Source organism: Kitasatospora sp. NPDC085879 (assembly GCF_040686255.1).
Classification (GTDB): Bacteria; Actinomycetota; Actinomycetes; order Streptomycetales; family Streptomycetaceae; genus Kitasatospora.
This window is the reverse complement of the sequence record NZ_JBFBJZ010000007.1, coordinates 1-16,881: the sequence shown is the minus strand read 5'-3', so window position 1 is coordinate 16,881 and position 16,881 is coordinate 1. Positions and strand designations below refer to the sequence as shown.

The 16,881-nt window shown below is 71.1% G+C and carries 17 protein-coding genes and 2 rRNA genes; 6 read left to right on the top strand and 13 right to left on the bottom strand.

The features are described from left to right. Nucleotides 1–101 precede the first annotated feature (101 nt). On the bottom strand, nucleotides 102–452 hold the full coding sequence (locus AB0P35_RS07570) for a hypothetical protein (protein ID WP_363507779.1): 351 nt from the start codon (nucleotides 450–452) through the stop codon (nucleotides 102–104). A 248-nt stretch (nucleotides 453–700) separates the two neighbouring features. Between AB0P35_RS07570 and AB0P35_RS07565 the strand changes: the two genes are divergently transcribed. Both AB0P35_RS07565 and AB0P35_RS07560 read left to right on the top strand, forming a co-directional pair. Continuing rightward, nucleotides 701–1,750: a bifunctional lytic transglycosylase/C40 family peptidase gene (locus AB0P35_RS07565; RefSeq protein ID WP_363507776.1), complete on the top strand. Its 1,050-nt coding sequence runs from the start codon at nucleotides 701–703 to the stop codon at nucleotides 1,748–1,750. Nucleotides 1,751–1,929: 179 nt separating this feature from the next. Next, complete coding sequence (locus AB0P35_RS07560; RefSeq protein WP_363507773.1) at nucleotides 1,930–2,649, top strand: phosphatase PAP2 family protein; 720 nt, start codon at nucleotides 1,930–1,932, stop codon at nucleotides 2,647–2,649. Nucleotides 2,650–2,670: 21 nt separating this feature from the next. Here AB0P35_RS07560 and AB0P35_RS07555 read toward each other — a convergent pair whose 3' ends face one another. Next, nucleotides 2,671–2,853 carry a hypothetical protein gene (locus tag AB0P35_RS07555; protein ID WP_363508147.1) on the bottom strand — a complete coding sequence of 61 codons (183 nt, stop codon included), beginning with the start codon at nucleotides 2,851–2,853 and terminating at the stop codon, nucleotides 2,671–2,673. Nucleotides 2,854–3,011: 158 nt separating this feature from the next. On the opposite strand from AB0P35_RS07555, the gene AB0P35_RS07550 reads away from it, so the two are divergent. Together AB0P35_RS07550 and AB0P35_RS07545 are read left to right on the top strand one after the other, a co-directional pair. Then, complete coding sequence (locus tag AB0P35_RS07550) at nucleotides 3,012–3,854, top strand: hypothetical protein (RefSeq protein ID WP_363507771.1); 843 nt, start codon at nucleotides 3,012–3,014, stop codon at nucleotides 3,852–3,854. A gap of 128 nt (nucleotides 3,855–3,982) precedes the next feature. Next, nucleotides 3,983–4,186, top strand: coding sequence for a hypothetical protein (locus AB0P35_RS07545; RefSeq protein WP_363507768.1), 204 nt, complete (start codon nucleotides 3,983–3,985; stop codon nucleotides 4,184–4,186). Nucleotides 4,187–4,303: 117 nt separating this feature from the next. On the opposite strand, the gene AB0P35_RS07540 is transcribed toward AB0P35_RS07545, so the two are convergent. Then, a complete protein-coding gene (locus tag AB0P35_RS07540) occupies nucleotides 4,304–4,714 on the bottom strand; it encodes a metal-sensitive transcriptional regulator (RefSeq protein WP_095873636.1) in 411 nt (136 codons plus the stop codon). Between the two features lie 232 nt (nucleotides 4,715–4,946). Between AB0P35_RS07540 and AB0P35_RS07535 the strand changes: the two genes are divergently transcribed. Both AB0P35_RS07535 and AB0P35_RS07530 read left to right on the top strand, forming a co-directional pair. Then, nucleotides 4,947–5,567 (top strand): DUF47 family protein, encoded by a 621-nt coding sequence (locus AB0P35_RS07535; RefSeq protein ID WP_095873637.1) that lies wholly within the window; start codon nucleotides 4,947–4,949, stop codon nucleotides 5,565–5,567. A 5-nt stretch (nucleotides 5,568–5,572) separates the two neighbouring features. Beyond that, nucleotides 5,573–6,568, top strand: coding sequence for an inorganic phosphate transporter (locus tag AB0P35_RS07530; RefSeq protein WP_363507764.1), 996 nt, complete (start codon nucleotides 5,573–5,575; stop codon nucleotides 6,566–6,568). A gap of 146 nt (nucleotides 6,569–6,714) precedes the next feature. On the opposite strand, the gene pstB is transcribed toward AB0P35_RS07530, so the two are convergent. The 10 genes from pstB to AB0P35_RS07480 form a co-directional block, all read right to left on the bottom strand. Beyond that, on the bottom strand, nucleotides 6,715–7,491 hold the full coding sequence (gene pstB, locus AB0P35_RS07525) for a phosphate ABC transporter ATP-binding protein PstB (protein WP_095873639.1): 777 nt from the start codon (nucleotides 7,489–7,491) through the stop codon (nucleotides 6,715–6,717). Nucleotides 7,492–7,555: 64 nt separating this feature from the next. Continuing rightward, the gene (gene pstA, locus AB0P35_RS07520; RefSeq protein ID WP_363507761.1) at nucleotides 7,556–8,629 is read right to left on the bottom strand and encodes a phosphate ABC transporter permease PstA; all 1,074 of its coding nucleotides are present in this window, start codon (nucleotides 8,627–8,629) and stop codon (nucleotides 7,556–7,558) included. Further along, nucleotides 8,626–9,609 (bottom strand): phosphate ABC transporter permease subunit PstC, encoded by a 984-nt coding sequence (gene pstC, locus AB0P35_RS07515; protein ID WP_095873641.1) that lies wholly within the window; start codon nucleotides 9,607–9,609, stop codon nucleotides 8,626–8,628. Before pstC ends, pstA begins: the two co-directional genes overlap by 4 nt. Nucleotides 9,610–9,747: 138 nt before the next feature. Beyond that, on the bottom strand, nucleotides 9,748–10,884 hold the full coding sequence (gene pstS, locus AB0P35_RS07510; RefSeq protein WP_095873642.1) for a phosphate ABC transporter substrate-binding protein PstS: 1,137 nt from the start codon (nucleotides 10,882–10,884) through the stop codon (nucleotides 9,748–9,750). A 299-nt stretch (nucleotides 10,885–11,183) separates the two neighbouring features. Continuing rightward, nucleotides 11,184–11,732, bottom strand: coding sequence for an NUDIX hydrolase (locus AB0P35_RS07505; protein ID WP_363507757.1), 549 nt, complete (start codon nucleotides 11,730–11,732; stop codon nucleotides 11,184–11,186). Then, nucleotides 11,717–12,769, bottom strand: coding sequence for a CHAD domain-containing protein (locus AB0P35_RS07500; RefSeq protein ID WP_363507754.1), 1,053 nt, complete (start codon nucleotides 12,767–12,769; stop codon nucleotides 11,717–11,719). The genes AB0P35_RS07505 and AB0P35_RS07500 overlap by 16 nt, the downstream gene beginning before the upstream one ends. 95 nt (nucleotides 12,770–12,864) lie before the next feature. Continuing rightward, on the bottom strand, nucleotides 12,865–15,273 hold the full coding sequence (locus AB0P35_RS07495; RefSeq protein ID WP_363507752.1) for an RNA degradosome polyphosphate kinase: 2,409 nt from the start codon (nucleotides 15,271–15,273) through the stop codon (nucleotides 12,865–12,867). Nucleotides 15,274–15,537: 264 nt separating this feature from the next. Then, nucleotides 15,538–16,497 carry a mycothiol synthase gene (mshD, locus tag AB0P35_RS07490; RefSeq protein ID WP_363507749.1) on the bottom strand — a complete coding sequence of 320 codons (960 nt, stop codon included), beginning with the start codon at nucleotides 16,495–16,497 and terminating at the stop codon, nucleotides 15,538–15,540. Between the two features lie 98 nt (nucleotides 16,498–16,595). Continuing rightward, nucleotides 16,596–16,712 (bottom strand): 5S ribosomal RNA (gene rrf, locus AB0P35_RS07485). 76 nt (nucleotides 16,713–16,788) lie between these two features. Beyond that, a 23S ribosomal RNA gene (locus AB0P35_RS07480) occupies nucleotides 16,789–16,881 on the bottom strand; the annotation flags it as partial.

The following is a 16,881-nucleotide window of genomic DNA, read 5'->3' as shown; positions in this document are numbered from 1 at the left end:
TGGTGCGGGGAGCCCCGTGGGGCCCCGGTGACGCGAACACGACTGTGCCGGCAGAGACGCATGGCCGCCCCGCCGGGATGACTATCCGATCCGTACGATCGTCAGATCGCCATGCCATAGACAATGGTGAACAGGGTGCCCAGCGATCCGATGATGAACACGCCGGTCAGTCCCGCGATGATCAGTCCCTTGCCCTGCTCGGCACTGAACGTGTCGCGCATGGCCGTGGCACCGATGCGCTGCTTGGCGGCTCCCCAGACCGCGATGGCGAGGCAGGCCAGGATGGCGACCGCCATCACGACCTCGACCATCACCCGCGCCTCGGAGCCGAGGGTGGCGAACGGCCCCCAGTCCGGGGCGATGCCGCCGATGATGGTGTCGATGTTGGCCTTCTTGGGTGGGTCCTCGGCCAGGTAGCCGATCACCTTGCTGTCCACGCTGCTCAGGTTCATTCCATCTCACCGCCCGATCAGGGAAATTCAAGGCCCCGGAACACGGCTGCGCGAAGGGGCAGGACCTATTCTTGGCCAGATCTGATGTCGACTTGGCTATATCTCGCGGATTGGTCGTGAGTCATGGGACACGTACGACAGGATGTCCACCGTACGAAGGATACCGCTCACTCTTCGTATCTGTGTTGATTGCGCTGAGCAACGCCTTCCGGGACAATCGCAACTGACGCCACGTCGGGATGGTGCTGATGGTACTCCGCAGAGCGGGCGCGGCCGCTGCCGCCGCAGCGGTGGTGACGGTCGGTTTCGTCGGCCTGATCACCGTCGGGACCTTCGCCGCCAGCGGCACGCCCCGGTCGAACACCAACCACCTCGGCATCTCCTCGGGCACGGTCCCGGCCGCCTACCGCCCGCTGATCGAGAAGTGGGGCACCCTCTGCCCCGAGATCTCTCCTCCGATGCTCGCGGCGCAGCTGTACCAGGAGAGCGGTTTCGACCCGACCGCCAAGAGTCCGGCCAAGGCGTACGGGATGGCGCAGTTCCTGGAGGGCACCTGGGCCAGTTACGGGGTGGACGCCAACGGGGACGGCCGGCGCGACATCTGGGACCCGGCGGACGCCATCGCCTCGGCCGCGACCTACGACTGCGCGCTCGCCAAGGACGTCTCCACCGTGCCCGGCGACCGGCAGGCGAACATGCTCGCCGCCTACAACGCCGGGCCGTACGCGGTGATAAGGGCGGGCGGCGTCCCGGGCTACCGGGAGACCCAGGGCTATGTGAAGAACATCCAGTCGCTGGCCAGGAGCTTCACCGCGCCGGCCCCGCAGGCCGCGATCGGTCTCTCCCAGCAGGCGGCCGGCGCCATCTACTTCGCGCAGACCAAGCTCGGCACGCCGTACCTGTGGGGCGGCGAGGGTCTGCCCTCGCAGCAGGGGCGGTTCGACTGCTCGGGTCTGACCCAGGCCGCGTTCGCGAGCGTCGGCATCACCCTGCCCCGGGTGGCCAACGACCAGTGGTACGCCGGCGAGCACCCCTCCCGGGACCAACTCCGCCCGGGTGACCTGGTGTTCTTCGCGAACGACCTGAGCGATCCGCGGTCCATCCACCACGTCGGGATCTACGTCGGCGGCGGGTACATGATCGACGCCCCGCACACCGGCGCGGTGATCCGCTACGACACCATCAACCAGCGGGACTACATCGGTGCCACCCGGGTCACGCCGGACGGTGCCGCGGCTCTGCCGGTCCGGAACGCCGACGGTACGATCAGCGGCGGCCAGGGCCCGGCACAGAGCTGAGCCGCCGGCCCGCCCCGGGTGTGGGCGGGCGGTGGACGGTGGGTCAATTTTCCGTGACGAGCGGTCTCCGTGGAACCCTGTGCCCTGCTCAGGACGTTGTTGCTCCGTACCGGACCTGTTCCGGGGGTGCGACCGCGGTGCGCCGACCCGGCGTTCCGGACACGAGAGAGAGGTGCGGCGTGTCGACGCTGCTCGCCGACACGGGCAACCCGGACCTGGGCCTGCTCCGCGCGATCAACGGCCTGGCCGTCTCGGCCCCTGGCTGGCTGGACTCCGCGGTCTCGTGGGTCGGCGAGTACGGCATCCTGCTGGGCCTGGCCGCGGTCTGCCTGGTCGCCTGGCTGCAGGCGCGCAGGCGGCCGGACGCCCCGGTGGCGGTGGCCGGCCTGCTCTGGGCCCCGCTGGCGGTGGCGATCGCGGAGCTGGCCAACCTGCCGATCTCGGCGATCGTGGACCGGCCGCGTCCCTTCGTGGACCATCCCGAGCTGGAGGTCCTGGTGGAGGGCAAGGAGGGCACCCTCTCCTTCGTGAGTGACCACTCGGCGATGTCGATGGGCATCGCGGTCGCCCTGCTGCTGGTGAACCGCCGGCTCGGCCTGGTCGCGGGCGGGCTCGCGCTGGTGCAGGGCTTCTGCCGGATGTACATGGGTGTGCACTACCCGACGGACGTGATCGGCGGCTTCGCGCTGGCCACCGCGGTGGTGCTGCTGCTGGCGCCGCTGGCGATGGCGGTGCTGGTGCCGTTCTGCCACGCGCTCACCAGGACGGCCGCCGCGCCGCTGGTGGTCGCCCGCCGGCGGGACGCGGGCGGGGCCGGCGTCGGGGGCGGCCGCAGCCGCCGGCGGCGGGAGCCGGCCGCGGCCGAGCAGCAGGCGCCCGAGTCCGACCTGGCCGCCTGAGCGAAGGCCGCCACGGGCCGGTCAGGGCCGGCCGTCGCGCTCGTGCTCGTCGGCGTCCCGCCGGGCGCGGTCGCGGGAGCGCCGCCCCGGGGCGAACCAGCCGCAGCTGCAGCTGGCGAAGCAGAAGGATCCGCGTTCTTCGAGGGCCACCCGGTGGGCGGCGAGCGGAATGAACGCGGACTCCGCCGGGACGTCGCTGGACACGTGTTTCACGGTAACGCGCCGCGCGGGGGCGCGCGGACGATTCCGTACGCCGGGACGGCCGTAACCCGTGCGGCTCGGGCTCGTTGGGCCCGGGAGAGCTCTGCCCATCCGGGGTGGCTGCTTGCCGGGCATCGGGGCCCGAGGGGGTTGTGTCGATCGTGAAGAAGCTGAAGCACGTCCGTACCGCCGCGGCGGTGGCGCTGCTGGCCGCCGCTCTGTCCGCCTGTGCCGGCGGCGGTGCCGAGCCGCAGGGCGGCTCCGCGGACGTGCTCTCCGCCGACCCGCTGACGGCGGTGCGCTCCGCGGCCGACATCACCGGCCGGACGGGCTCCGCCCGGACCAGCACCGAGCTGGTCACCGAGTCCGCGGACAAGAAGGCCGTGTTCAAGGGCACCGGCGGCTACGACTACGTGAAGCGGATCGGCACGCTGGAGATCGACGTGCCGCCCGGGGCCGCCACCACCGGCACGATCAAGGAGGTCCTCCTGCCGGGCACGGTCTACCTGCAGAACAGCGGGGCGAAGGTGCCGGCCGGCAAGTGGGTCCGGCTGGACGTCCGCCAGCTCCCCGACGGCAATCTGGTCAGCAGCGGCGCCACCGACCCGTCGAGCGCCGCCGGCGCGCTGCGCGGGGCGGAGACGGCCGAGCTGGTCGGCACCGAGACGGTCGACGGCACCGAGCTCAAGCACTACAAGGGCACCCTGGACCTCGCCAAGGCCGCCGAGGCCACCGGCGGGCGGGGGGCGGACGGCCTGCGGATGGCCGCGCAGACCTTCACGGTGAAGCAGGTGCCGTACGAGGTGTGGCTGGACGCCCAGGGGCGGGTGCACAAGGTGGTGGAGACCTTCGCCTTCGCGGGGGTGGCCGGCTCCAAGGAGTCGAAGGACCAGGTGAAGGTGGTCTCGACCACTTCGCTGGCCGATTTCGGCGCCCCGGTGCAGGCGGCCGAGCCGGCCACCACCGACATCTACTCACCGAAGGCCTCGGCGCCCGCGAAGTGACGGGCCTAGTGCCTGTGGCCGAAGAGATGACCCGTCCGTGCCATACGGCGGGGCCGTGCTCCTGCCTACCCTGGAGGACGGGGTACCCGCCGTCCTGGCCGGGAGGCGGCGCTGGAGGGGTGGTGCAGGTGGCATCCTCGGAGGGCCGCGCGGGCGGCCACGACAAGACCGCGCTCGACGAGATCGAGCTGGCCGGCGAGCTCATGATCGCCGCATCGACCAGTTCCGACGAGAAGCTGGCCACCGAGCAGATCGACCGGGTGCTGCTCGACCGGGTGTCGGCCGCCGTGCCGGGTCAGGACGGCGCCGGGCGGGCGGCCGCAGCGGGCTGACCCCTGGCGGCCGCCCGGGCGCCGCATCCCGCCGCGCGGGCGCGCCCCGCCCGGGCGCCGCATCCCGCCGCGCGGGCGCGCGTTGACCGGTGCTCAGACCGGTGCTCGGACCGGTGTTCAGGTGCGCAGCAGCCGGGAGATGGCCGCGGTGGCCTCGGCGACCTTGCCGTCGAGTTCGGCGCCGCCCTGCTCGGCGGCGGCGGCCACGCAGTGCCGCAGGTGCTCCTCCAGGAGGGAGAGCGCGAAGGACTGCAGCGCCTTGGTGCCGGCGGAGACCTGGGTGAGGATGTCGATGCAGTAGACGTCCTCGTCGACCATGCGCTGCAGGCCCCGGATCTGGCCCTCGATCCGGCGGAGCCGCTTGAGGTGCTCGTTCTTCTGGGCGCTGTAGCCGTGCGGACCGTGCGGCCGGGCGGCGCCCGCCTGGGCGGTGATGTCGTCGCCGTCGGCCGCGGTGTCGGGGGTGCCGGTCGCGGTCGCGGTGTCGGGGGTGCTGGTGTCCTCGGTGCGCGTCTGAATCGTGGTCATCCGGCCCGCCTCTGTCTCCCTGCTCGCCGTCCCTGGACCTCCAGTGTCCAACACGGTGGCTGTCCTGCATGTTCCGCCGTCCGGGCGTCAGCTCGGATCTCCCCGTGCACGGCAGGAGCAAACCGGCTGTGGTTCCGCCAGACTGGGGAACCGCGTCAACACCCCGTTTGCACTCCCGGGACGGCGAACGCCTAGAGTCGTTCAGTCCCTACCCCGCACATCGGAGATTTCCGTGCGTTTTAGCCTGACCCCGAAGGAGACGAGCTTCTACGACATGTTCGCCGCCGCGGCGGAGAACCTCGTCGTCGGGTCGAAGCTCCTGCTGGAACTGCTGGGATCAGACGTGTCGGCCCGCGCGGAGATCGTCGAGCGCATGCGCGCCGCCGAGCACGCGGGCGACGACACCACCCATGCGATCTTCCACCAGCTGAACTCCTCCTTCATCACGCCCTTCGACCGCGAGGACATCTACAGCCTCGCCGGGTCGCTGGACGACATCATGGACTTCATGGAGGAGGCGGTCGACCTGGTCGTCCTCTACGACATCGAGTCCCTGCCGAAGGGTGTCGAGCAGCAGATCGAGGTGCTGGCCCGGGCCGCCGAGCTGACCGCCGCGGCGATGCCGAACCTGCGGTCGATGCAGAACCTCACCGAGTACTGGATCGAGATCAACCGGCTGGAGAACCAGGCCGACCAGATCCACCGCAAGCTGCTGGCCCACCTGTTCTCCGGCCAGTACGACGCGATCGAGGTGCTCAAGCTGAAGCAGGTCGTCGACGTCCTGGAAGAGGCTGCCGACGCCTTCGAGCACGTGGCGAACACGGTGGAGACCATCGCGGTCAAGGAGTCCTGACCTCCGTGGATACGGCAGCACTGATCGCCGTCCTCGGCGTGGCCTTCTTCTTCACCTACACCAACGGCTTCCACGACTCCGCGAACGCGATCGCCACCTCGGTCTCGACCCGGGCACTGACCCCGCGGGCGGCCCTGGCGATGGCCGCGGTCATGAACCTTGCGGGCGCCTTCCTCGGTTCGGGGGTGGCGAAGACGGTGTCCAGCGGCATCATCGAGACGCCCTCGGGCAGCCAGGGTATGGCGATCCTCTTCGCCGCGCTGGTGGGCGCGATCACCTGGAACCTGACCACCTGGTACTTCGGCCTTCCGTCCTCCTCCTCGCACGCGCTGTTCGGCGGCCTGGTGGGTGCGGCGCTGGCCGGCGGCACGGGGGTGATCTGGAGCGGCGTGGTCGACAAGATCATCATCCCGATGGTGGTCTCGCCGGTGGTCGGCCTGATCGGCGGCTTCCTGGTGATGCTGGCGATCCTGTGGATCTTCCGCAGGGCCAACCCGCACCGCGCCAAGCGCAACTTCCGGGTCGCGCAGACCGCCTCGGCCGCCGCCATGGCCCTGGCCCACGGCCTGCAGGACGCCCAGAAGACCATGGGCATCGTGGTGATGGCGCTCACCATCTCCGGCCACCAGACCGGCAGCGACATCCCGATCTGGGTGAAGGTCTCCTGCGCGACGATGCTGTCGCTGGGCACCTACGCGGGCGGCTGGCGGATCATGCGGACCCTCGGCCGGAAGATCATCGAGCTCGACCCGCCGCAGGGCTTCGCCGCCGAGGCCACCGCGTCGAGCGTCATGTACATCACCTCGTTCGTCTACGCGGCGCCGATCTCCACCACGCATGTGATCACCTCGGCGATCATGGGTGTGGGTGCCACCAAGCGGATCCGCGCGGTCCGCTGGGGTGTCGCCAAGAACATCGTGATGGGCTGGTTCATCACCATGCCGGCCGCCGCCCTGGTGGCCGCGGCGATGTACGGCATCGTGGATCTGCTCTTCCTCTGACCGGCGGGCAACCGCCCCGCGCAGGCCGCCCGGAAAGGGTGCAGGGCCCGCCCCCACATCACGGGGGCGGGCCCTGCGTACTTCGCGGCGGCACCGCCATGCAGCACCGCGAAGTAGTCGGTGGGGCTCCGGGGAGCCCGGCTCGGTCAGCCGAAGCGGCCGGAGATGTAGTCCTCGGTCGCCTGGACGGACGGGTTGGAGAAGATCCGCTGGGTGTCGTCCAGCTCGATCAGCTTGCCCGGCTGGCCGACGCCGGCCAGGTTGAAGAAGGCGGTGCGGTCCGAGACGCGGGCTGCCTGCTGCATGTTGTGGGTCACGATGACGATCGTGTACTGGGACTTCAGCTCGCCGATCAGGTCCTCGATGGCGAGGGTGGAGATCGGGTCGAGCGCGGAGCAGGGCTCGTCCATCAGCAGGACCTGGGGCTCGACCGCGATGGCGCGGGCGATGCACAGGCGCTGCTGCTGGCCGCCGGAGAGGCCGGCGCCAGGCTTGTTGAGCCGGTCCTTGACCTCGTTCCAGAGGTTGGCGCCCTTGAGGGACTTCTCCGCGACGCCGTCCAGCACGGACTTCTTCCGCACGCCGGCGAGCTTGAGGCCGGCCACCACGTTGTCGTAGATCGACATGGTCGGGAAGGGGTTCGGCCGCTGGAACACCATGCCGATCGAGCGGCGCACGGCGACCGGGTCGATGTTGGTGGCGTACAGGTTCTCGTCGTCGAGCATCACCTTGCCCTCGACGCGGGCACCCGGGATGACCTCGTGCATGCGGTTGAGGGTCCGCAGGAAGGTGGACTTGCCGCAGCCGGACGGGCCGATGAAGGCCGTCACGGAGCGGGGCTCGATGGTCATCGAGATGTCCTCGATGGCGCGGGTGGCTCCGTAGTAGGCGGACAGTCCGCTGACGTCGATGCGCTTGGCCATGATCTTTCGTCTTCTCTCGCCCGCGGCAGCGCCGCTAATGAATTCTTCTCGTACGTCAGTCGGGTCAGTGTCCGCCCTTGGGCGAGCGCCAGCGTGCGATGCCCCGCGCGATGAGGTTGAGCCCCATCACGAAGAAGATCAGCACCAGCGCGGCGCCCCAGGCGCGGGCGTAGCCGAAGTCGTTGTTGACCATCGAGTACTGCTGCCAGATGTAGAGCGGCAGCGACTGCTGCGGTCCGTTGAACGGGTCGCCGTTGATGGCGTCTGCACCGAAGACCAGCATCATGACCGGCGCGGTCTCGCCGGTGATGCGGGCGACGGCCAGCATCACACCGGTGGTGATGCCGCCGATCGCGGTCGGCAGCACGATCCGGATGATGGTCTTCCACTTCGGCACGCCGAGGGCGTACGAGGCCTCCCGCAGCTCGTTCGGGACGAGGCGGAGCATCTCCTCGGTGGAGCGCACGACGACCGGCATCATCAGGATGGCCAGCGCGAGACTGCCGGAGAAGCCCGAGTAGTCGAACCCGAGCAAGATGTTCCAGAGCGAGAGGATGAACAGACCGGCGACGATCGACGGAACACCCGTCATGACGTCGACGAAGAAGGTGACCCACTTGGCGAGCTGGCCGCGGCCGTACTCGACGAGGTAGACGGCGGTCAGCAGACCGATCGGGGCCGCGATCAGGGTGGCCAGCAGGACCTGCTCCAGGGTGCCGATCAGCGCGTGGTAGATGCCGCCGCCGGGGCCGGAGGAGATCACGTTCTTCATGGAGTGGGTGAGGAAGTTGGCGTCCAGCACTTCCAGGCCCTGCTGCACGGTGTAGAAGGTCAGCGCGGCCAGCGGCACGACGGCCAGGATGAACGCGACCCAGACCACCGCGGTGGCGAGCCGGTCCTTGGCCTGGCGGCGGCCCTCGACGCGGGCGGAGAGCGAGTAGCTCAGCACCACGAAGAGCGCGGCGGCGATCAGACCCCACTGCAGGTGGCTGGCGAGTCCGGCGCCGGCGCCGATGGCGCAGCCGAGGCCGATGGAGAGGGCGGCGACGCCGGCCGGCGCCCACTTCGGGAGGCGGGCGGTGGTGAGGCTGCGGCGCAGCTGCGGAGCCGAGTCCGCAATGGTGGTCGCGGTGCTCATGCGTTGGCCCCCGAGTACTCCTTGCGGCGCGCGATGATCAGTCGGGCGGCGCCGTTCACCAGCAGGGTGATCACGAAGAGGACCAGGCCGGAGGCCATGAGGGCGTCACGGCCGAACGGCTGGGCCTCGTTGAACTTGAGCGCGATGTTCTGCGCGAAGGTGCCGCCGCCGGGGTCCAGGACGTGTAGCGAGAGCACGCTGTTGGCGGAGAGCACGATGGCGACCGCGATGGTCTCGCCGAGGGCGCGGCCGAGGCCGAGCATCGAGGCGGAGATGATGCCGGGGCGGCCGAAGGGCAGCACCGCGGTGCGGACCATCTCCCAGCGGGTGGCACCGAGGGCGAGGGCCGCCTCCTCGTGCATCCGCGGGACCTGCCGGAAGACCTCGCGGCTGACCGCGGTGATGATCGGCAGGACCATGATCGCCAGCAGGATGCCGACGGTGAACAGGTTGCGCGGGGTGACGCCGGGCTGGGTCTGGTCGAAGACGTAGGTCCAGCCGAGGTACTGGTCCATCCACGCGGTCATGCCGTCCATGTGCGGGACGAGGAACAGCACGCCCCACAGGCCGTAGACGATGCTGGGCACCGCGGCGAGCAGGTCGACCAGGTAGGCGAAGGGCTGCGCGATGCGGCGCGGCGCGTAGTGCGAGATGAACAGCGCGATGCCGACGGCGACCGGCACGGCGATCACCATGGCGATCACGGCGCTGACGATGGTGCCGAAGGCGAGGACGGCGATGCCGAAGACCGGCTTGGGCGCGTCCGGGTTCCACTCGAAGGTGGTGAGGAAGTTGCCCTCGTCCTTGGACAGCGCGATGCCCGAGCGGTAGGCGAGGAAGCCTGCGATCGCGGCCATGATGACCAGCAGCAGGATGCCCGACCCTCGGGAGAGGTTGAAGAAGATGCTGTCGCCGAGCCGGCTGTCGCTCCGGCTGCGGCGGGCCCTGCCCCGTGTGGCGGCAGGGGGGGATGAAGTCATGATCGTCTACTCCGGTCTGACGGTGCTGCCCCCGTGGGGGACGGCACCTGGCGGCGGTGCCCCGGACGTGTGGTGCGTGGGTGGTGCTTCCGGCGGGGCGGCCCGTCCCCCCTTGAGGGCCGCCCCGCCGGTGCTGGGTCAGGCCAGGGTCGGGATGACGGCCTGAACCTTGGAGGCCAGCTCCTTCGGCAGCGGGACGTAGCCCTTGGCGCCGATGGCCTGCTGGCCGGCGTCGCTGATGGTGTAGGTGAGGAAGGACTTCAGGGTGTCGAGGCTCTCGGCCTTGTTGCCCTTGTCGCAGACGATCTCGTAGGTGACCAGGACGATCGGGTAGGCGCCCTCGTCCTTGGTCGCGTAGTCGAGGCTCAGGGCCAGGTCGCTGCCGGTGCCGGCGATCTTCGCCTTGGCGAAGGTGGTGGCGGCGTTCTCGGCGGTGGCCTCGACCGGCTTGGCGGCGCCCGTGTTGATGGCGGCGCTCTTCAGGCTGTTGGTCTGGGCGTAGGAGAGCTCGACGTAGCTGATCGAGTTCTTGACCTGCTTGACCTGCGCGGAGACGCCGGCCGAGCCGTTGGCGGACTGGCCGCCCTTGCCCGCCCAGGTCTTGCTGGCCGGGTAGGTCCAGGCGCCGTTGGAGGCCTTGGCCAGGTAGCCGGTCAGGTTCGCGGTGGTGCCGGAGTCGTCCGAGCGGTGGATGGCCTGGATCGGCGCGTCCGGCAGGGTGACACCCGGGTTGAGGGCGGCGATCGCCGGGTCGTTCCACTTGGTGATCTGCGAGTCGAAGATCTTGGCGACGGTCTGGCCGTCGAGGACGAGCTTGTCGACGTTCTCGACGTTGAAGACGATCGAGATCAGGCCGCCGACCATCGGCAGGTTGACGCCCTGGCCGCCGGTGCAGACCTGCTTCGAGGCGTCGACCTCGGCCGGCTTGAGGGCCGAGTCGGAGCCGGCGAAGGCGACCTTGCCCTGGTTGAACTGCTGCACACCGGCGCCGGAGCCGCCACCGCCGTAGGTGATGGTGGAGCCGGAGCAGGCGGAGCCGAAGGCGGCCTTCCACACGTCGACCGCGTTGGTCTGGGCGGTCGAACCCGCACCCAGCAGCTGGCCGCCCTTGCCGCAGGCGATCTGCGCGGCCGGGGCCGCACCGGAGGCCGCAGCGCTGCTGCCCGTGCTGCTGGTCGAGTTGTCGTCCGTACCGCAGGCCGCGAGCGACAGCGAGCCGACGAGCGCCATGGCACCGATGGCGAGGGCCTTGGAGCCGTTTCGCTGGAGCTTCACTGGGTGTCCCTTTCTGAGGCATAACCCTGCGCCGGGGTGAGCTCGTCGATGGCTCGATCAGCGCGGGTTTCGCTGTGGTCCGGGGCCCGTTCGGCCCTCCGGTGGCACCGAAGGTAGGCCGGGCAGGTGACGCGTCAGGCGGTCGCAAATGAACGGATGGTGAACCTCGAACGGCTGGCAGGAAACCGACCTCGGTAGTAACGGTTGCGTCACGGTGAGGGCGCGGTGAGATCACCTTGGGCGACCTCGCTGACCTGCGGCGGGGCGGTGGGAACACGCTACGTCGGGAGGCGCCTGGATCAGGCGCGCGCGCCGTCCAGCATGTCCAGCAGCGCATCCACCAGCGCGCGGTCCCGGACGTGGGTGAGCCGTGATTTCGCCTTCTTCGGGGGCAGCCATTCCAGCCGGTCGACCTCCCGCCCGGGGGTGAACGAACCGCCGGTCGGCACCGCGGCCCAGTACCGCACCTCCTTGGGCCGGCCTTCGACCAGGTAGTGCTGCGCGGGCAGCTCCGGGCCGAGGACGCAGTGCATCCCGGTCTCCTCGCGCAGTTCGCGCAGCGCCGCCGCCTGCCAGCCCTCGCCGGGTTCGAGCTTGCCCTTGGGAAGGCTCCAGTCGTCGTACTTCGGCCGGTGGATCACCGCGATCCGCGGCTTCTTCAGGCCGCTGCCGTCCTTCTTCGGCCCTCCGGGCACCCACAGCACCCCGCCGGCCGCCAGCACGGTCGGCCCGTAGCCGGGTGCCGCGGCCCTGCGGGCCGGCGCGCCGCCGCCCCTGGTCCGCCGGGCGAGCCGGGCTCGGAAGGGGTTGGCGGCGCGCTGCTGCGCTGCGGTCAGGCGGTCGCCCATTCATGCCATCCATGGTGCGGGAGCTTCGGCCACTGGTGGCCGAAGGCGTACCGGGCCGCCTCCACCTCCAGTCGCTGATCAGCATGCACCACTCCGAGCACGTACGCGGTCGCCGGCGTGATCCTCGGCGTGCGGGCCGCGGTCGAGGCGGTGGCGGCGGCGTCGGAGGCGTCGCGGTGGCGGTCGAGGACCTCGTCCAGCCGGTCGAGCTCCGCGGTGGGCACCGCGCACACCTCCAAGGCGTACCGGGCACGCTTCACCAGCACCCGTACCCGGTGCCAGGGCTCGTCGTCCGCGGCGAGCAGCGCGTCGGCGTCCGCGACGGGGGAGGCGCCGCGGGCCGCGGGCAGCACCGCGAGCCGGTGCAGGCCGTCCCCGCCGTACGGCTGGACGGCGCGGGCCAGCGGCAGCCGCTCCGTCCCGGCGGCGAGCGCGCCGAGCGCCGCGGCGGCCTGCCGGGTCAGCACGCTGCCGTCCCGCCCGGCGGCCGCGTCCAGCAGCGGCACCTCGCCGCTCAGCAGGGTCATCCGGTCGGCCAGCGCGTGCAGCCGGGCCGTCCGCAGTTCCTGCAGCAGGGCGGTGTGCGCCCGGGTGCGGGCGAGGGTGAGCTGGCGCTCCAGGAGGGCGCGGGCCTTGGGCGCGCCGGCGTGGCCGGCGAGCATGCCGGGCGTGTCGGCGCCGGTGTCGCTGAGCGAGTCCAGCGCGGCGAGCAGCCGGGACGAGCGGCGCCGGTAACCCGGCTCGCGGCCGAGCAGGTCGAGCAGCCAGGCCAGCTCGGTCCGCAGCTCGCCGGCCCAGCCGGGCTCGAAGGCGGCCTCGAAGGTGTGCAGGGCGCCGCCGATCCGCCGGACGGCGCGCAGGAGGTCGTCCGCACCCGCCGCCGAGGCCGGGAGCGAGCCCGGTCTCGACCCGGCCTCGCCCACCGCCTGCGGCAGCGCGCGCAGGAACGCGCCGGCCTGGGTCGTGAGGTAGCCGGAGAGGACTTCCCCCGCGGACGCGCTCGGCGCCGCCGGGGCCGTCATCGGCGAATCGGTCATGACAAGGACTCCCCCATGTGGTCGTCCCGGGCCGCCGCGGCCGCCGTCCCGGCCACCGCCGGAACCGGGGGCACGGGCGGCGGCCCGGACAGTGGTCAGCGGCCCGCGGACACGTTCCGGTGGCGCTTGCGCGAGGCGATGAACAGATCCTGGACGTGCTGCAGCGGCCTGCCTTCCGCGTCGGCCGAGTGCCGCGTCCAGCTCCCGTCGGCGCCGAGGTGCCAGGACTCGGTCTCGTCGGAGACCCCGAGGTCGAGCAGCCCGGACAGCTCCGCCCGGTGCGCCGGGTCGGAGACCCGCACCAGCGCCTCGATCCGGCGGTCCAGGTTGCGGTGCATCATGTCCGCGCTGCCGAACCACACCTCGGGCTCGCCCCCGTTGCCGAACACGAAGATCCGCGAGTGCTCCAGGAACCGGCCGAGCACGCTGCGCACCCGGACGTTCTCGCTCAGCCCGGCGACGCCGGGGCGGATCGCGCAGATGCCGCGCACCCACACCTCCACCGGCACGCCGGCCTGCGAGGCCCGGTACAGCGCGTCGATCACCGTCTCGTCGACGATCGAGTTGACCTTGATCTTCACGTACGCGGGCCGGCCGGCCCGGTGGTGCGCGATCTCCCCGTGGATCCGCGAGACCAGGCCGTCCCGCAGGCCGCGCGGCGCGGTCAGCAGGCGGCGGTAGGACTCGCGGCGCGAGTACCCGGACAGCCGGTTGAAGAGGTCCGAGAGGTCGGCGCCGACCTGCGGGTCCGCGGTCAGCAGGCCGAGGTCCTCGTAGAGCCGGGCGGTCTTCGGGTGGTAGTTGCCGGTGCCGACGTGCGCGTAGCGGCGGAGCATCTCGCCCTCCTGCCGCACGACCAGCGACAGCTTGCAGTGCGTCTTCAGCCCGATCAGGCCGTAGACCACGTGGCAGCCGGACTCCTCCAGCTTGCGGGCCCACTTGATGTTGGCCTGCTCGTCGAAGCGGGCCTTGATCTCCACCAGGACCAGCACCTGCTTGCCGGACTCGGCCGCGTCGATCAGCGCGTCGACGATCGGCGAGTCACCGGAGGTCCGGTACAGCGTCTGCTTGATCGCCAGCACGTGCGGGTCGGCCGCCGCCTGCTCCAGGAAGGCCTGCACCGAGGTCGAGAAGCTGTCGTACGGGTGGTGCAGCAGCACGTCCCGCTCGCGCATCGCGGCGAAGATGTCCGGCTGGGATGCCGACTCCACGTCGGTCAGCCCGCGCGCGGTGCCCGCCACGAACTTCGGGTACTTCAGCTCCGGCCGGTCGAGGTCGGCGATCCCGAACAGCCCGGTGAGGTCCAGCGGCCCGGGCAGCGGGAACACCTCGGCCTCGGTGACGTTCAGCTCGCGCACCAGCAGGTCGAGGATGTACGGGTCGATCGACTCCTCGACCTCCAGGCGGACCGGCGGACCGAAGCGCCGCCGCATGAGCTCCTTCTCCAGCGCCTTGAGGATGTTCTCGGCGTCGTCCTCCTCGACCTCCAGGTCCTCGTTCCGGGTGACCCGGAAGGCGTGGTGCGCGAGCACCTCCATGCCCGGGAAGAGCTCCTCGAGGTGCGCGCCCATGACGTCCTCCAGCGGCACGTACCGCTGCGGGGACGCCTCCAGGAAGCGGGAGAGCGACTGCGGGACCTTCACCCGGGCGAAGTGCTTGTGCCCGGAGACCGGGTTGCGCACGACGACCGCCAGGTTGAGGCTCAGCCCCGATATGTACGGGAAGGGGTGCGCCGGGTCGACGGCCAGCGGGGTCAGCACCGGGAAGATCTGCTGCCGGAACAGCGTGTGCAGCCGGGCCTGCTCCTTCTCCGCGAGCTCCGGCCAGCGCACCACCTCGATGCCCTCGGCGGCCAGGTCGGGCAGCACCTCGTGCTGGAAGGACGCCGCGTGCCGGGCCATCAGCTCGCGCGCGCGCCGCCAGATCAGGTCCAGCACCTCGCGGGGCTGCAGGCCGGACGCGCTGCGGGTGGCCACGCCGGTCGCGATCCGGCGCTTGAGGCCGGCCACCCGGACCATGAAGAACTCGTCCAGGTTGCTGGCGAAGATCGCCAGGAACTTGGCCCGCTCCAGCAGCGGGATGTCCGGGTCCTCGGCGAGCTCCAGGACCCGCTCGTTGAACGCGAGCCAGCTGCGCTCCCGGTCGAGGAACCGGCCCTCCGGCAGTGCCCCGAACTCGGTCTCGATGTCCGCCAGCGCGGAGTGGACGCCGCCCGTGGAGCTGGCCGTCGCCGACCGGGGCGCCACCCGCACGGCGCCCGGCTCGTCGGCGACCGGGGCACCGAGCGCGTTGGTGATGGCGGTCGGCAGCGCGGCGGCAACGGCCGGGGCCACGGCCGCGCCGGCGCTGCGGGCCGCCGCGGCCTGCGGACGGGCGTCACCCGCCGCCGGGCCGGTCGCCTTCGGTACCCGGGTACGACTCTTGGATGCCTGCTTGGAGCCCGCACCGGTGGCGGCGCCGGAGGCCGCACCGGACGAGGCGGAGACGGGGCCAGGGATGGTCATCGGTGCCAGCTCCTCATGCAGGGCGAAGTCCCGGGCGCACGTACCGCGGTCGTCTGCCGTGCTCGCGGCGGCGTACGTGTGTGTGGCGTACGCAGCGTCCTCGTCCCGCCACTCCAGTGCCCACCCGCCGGGAGCGGCCGGGTGGAGCTGGGCCGGTCGGCGGGCGGAGCGGGGACGAGGCACTACGGGCGTCATCCTGTGATCTTCGCGGCGTCAATTGAATCCACGGTAAACACCGGATGGCCAGGAGGAAAGCTGAGTCGGTCACCCCTGTGGGGTCGAACCACCGGCCTTGCTCTCCGGCTGGACGCGGTACATCAGGTCCACCTCGTGGACGGTGAAGCCCAATCGTTCATATACCCGCACAGCGGCCGGATTGTCAGCGTCCACATAGAGAAGGACGGCCGGCACCCCGCGCTCGCGGATCAGGTGCCGCAGACCGGCGGCGGTGAGCGCCCGACCCAGCCCGCTGCCCTGCTCACCGGGTGCCACTCCGACCACGTACACCTCGCCCAGGCCGTCGGGGTGCACCTTCGTCCAGTGGAAGCCGACGAGCTCGCCGCCACGGACCGCCAGGAAGAAGCCCGCCGGGTCGAACCAGGGCTCGGCCAGCCGGTCGGCGAGGTCCGCCTCCGTCCACGCACCCTGCTCGGGGTGGTGCGCGAAGGCCAGCGCGTTCAGCCGCAGCCAGGCGGCGTCGTCCTCGCCCGGGCGGAACGCGCGGAGCTCGACACCCTCCGGTAGCACCGGCTCCGGCACGTCGCCGCCCGCCGGCCGGCGCATCTGCCTCAGCTCGCGGACCAGCTCACCACCGTGCCGCTCCGCCAGACGGGCGGCACCCGGGTGGCCGCCGTGCGCCCAGCAGTCCACCGCCTTCGCGGGCGGGACCTCCGCCAGCAGGGCCTCGGCCAGCCGGCCGCCGAGACCACGCCTCCGCACCTCGGGGTGGACGGCGAGTTCGGCGGTCGCGAAACCGCCGTCACCTGCCGTCTCCAGCTGCGCGTACCCGGCCGGACGGCCGCCGAGTGTCTGCAGCAGGTGCCGCACACCCGGCCGTCCTTCGCCCTCGCGGAGCCGCAGCCGGCCCGCCTCCGACACCGCCTCCCTGCCGTCGTCGACGGCGGCCGCCGTCAGGACGGCCCGCGCGATGAACAGTTCCTCGGCGGTCAGCTCGGACACGGCACGGATGCTTTCGCCTGCGGGCGGCGTCGGGGTGGTCTCCATACTGCGACCCTACGTCGCTATCACCCACCGACCGCGCAGAACCCCTAAACGCAAAGAAGCCCCGCCCGGAACCCGGGCGGGGCTTCTTCAGAAGAATTGTTCGGCGGCGTCCTACTCTCCCACAGGGTCCCCCCTGCAGTACCATCGGCGCTACGAGGCTTAGCTTCCGGGTTCGGAATGTAACCGGGCGTTTCCCTCGCGCTATGACCACCGAAACACTATGAAACTCTTCGAACAACCGACAACGGTCTGTTCGTGGTTTCAGAACCAACACAGTGGACGCGAGCAACTGAGGACAAGCCCTCGGCCTATTAGTACCGGTCAACTCCACCCATTACTGGGCTTCCATATCCGGCCTATCAACCCAGTCGTCTACTGGGAGCC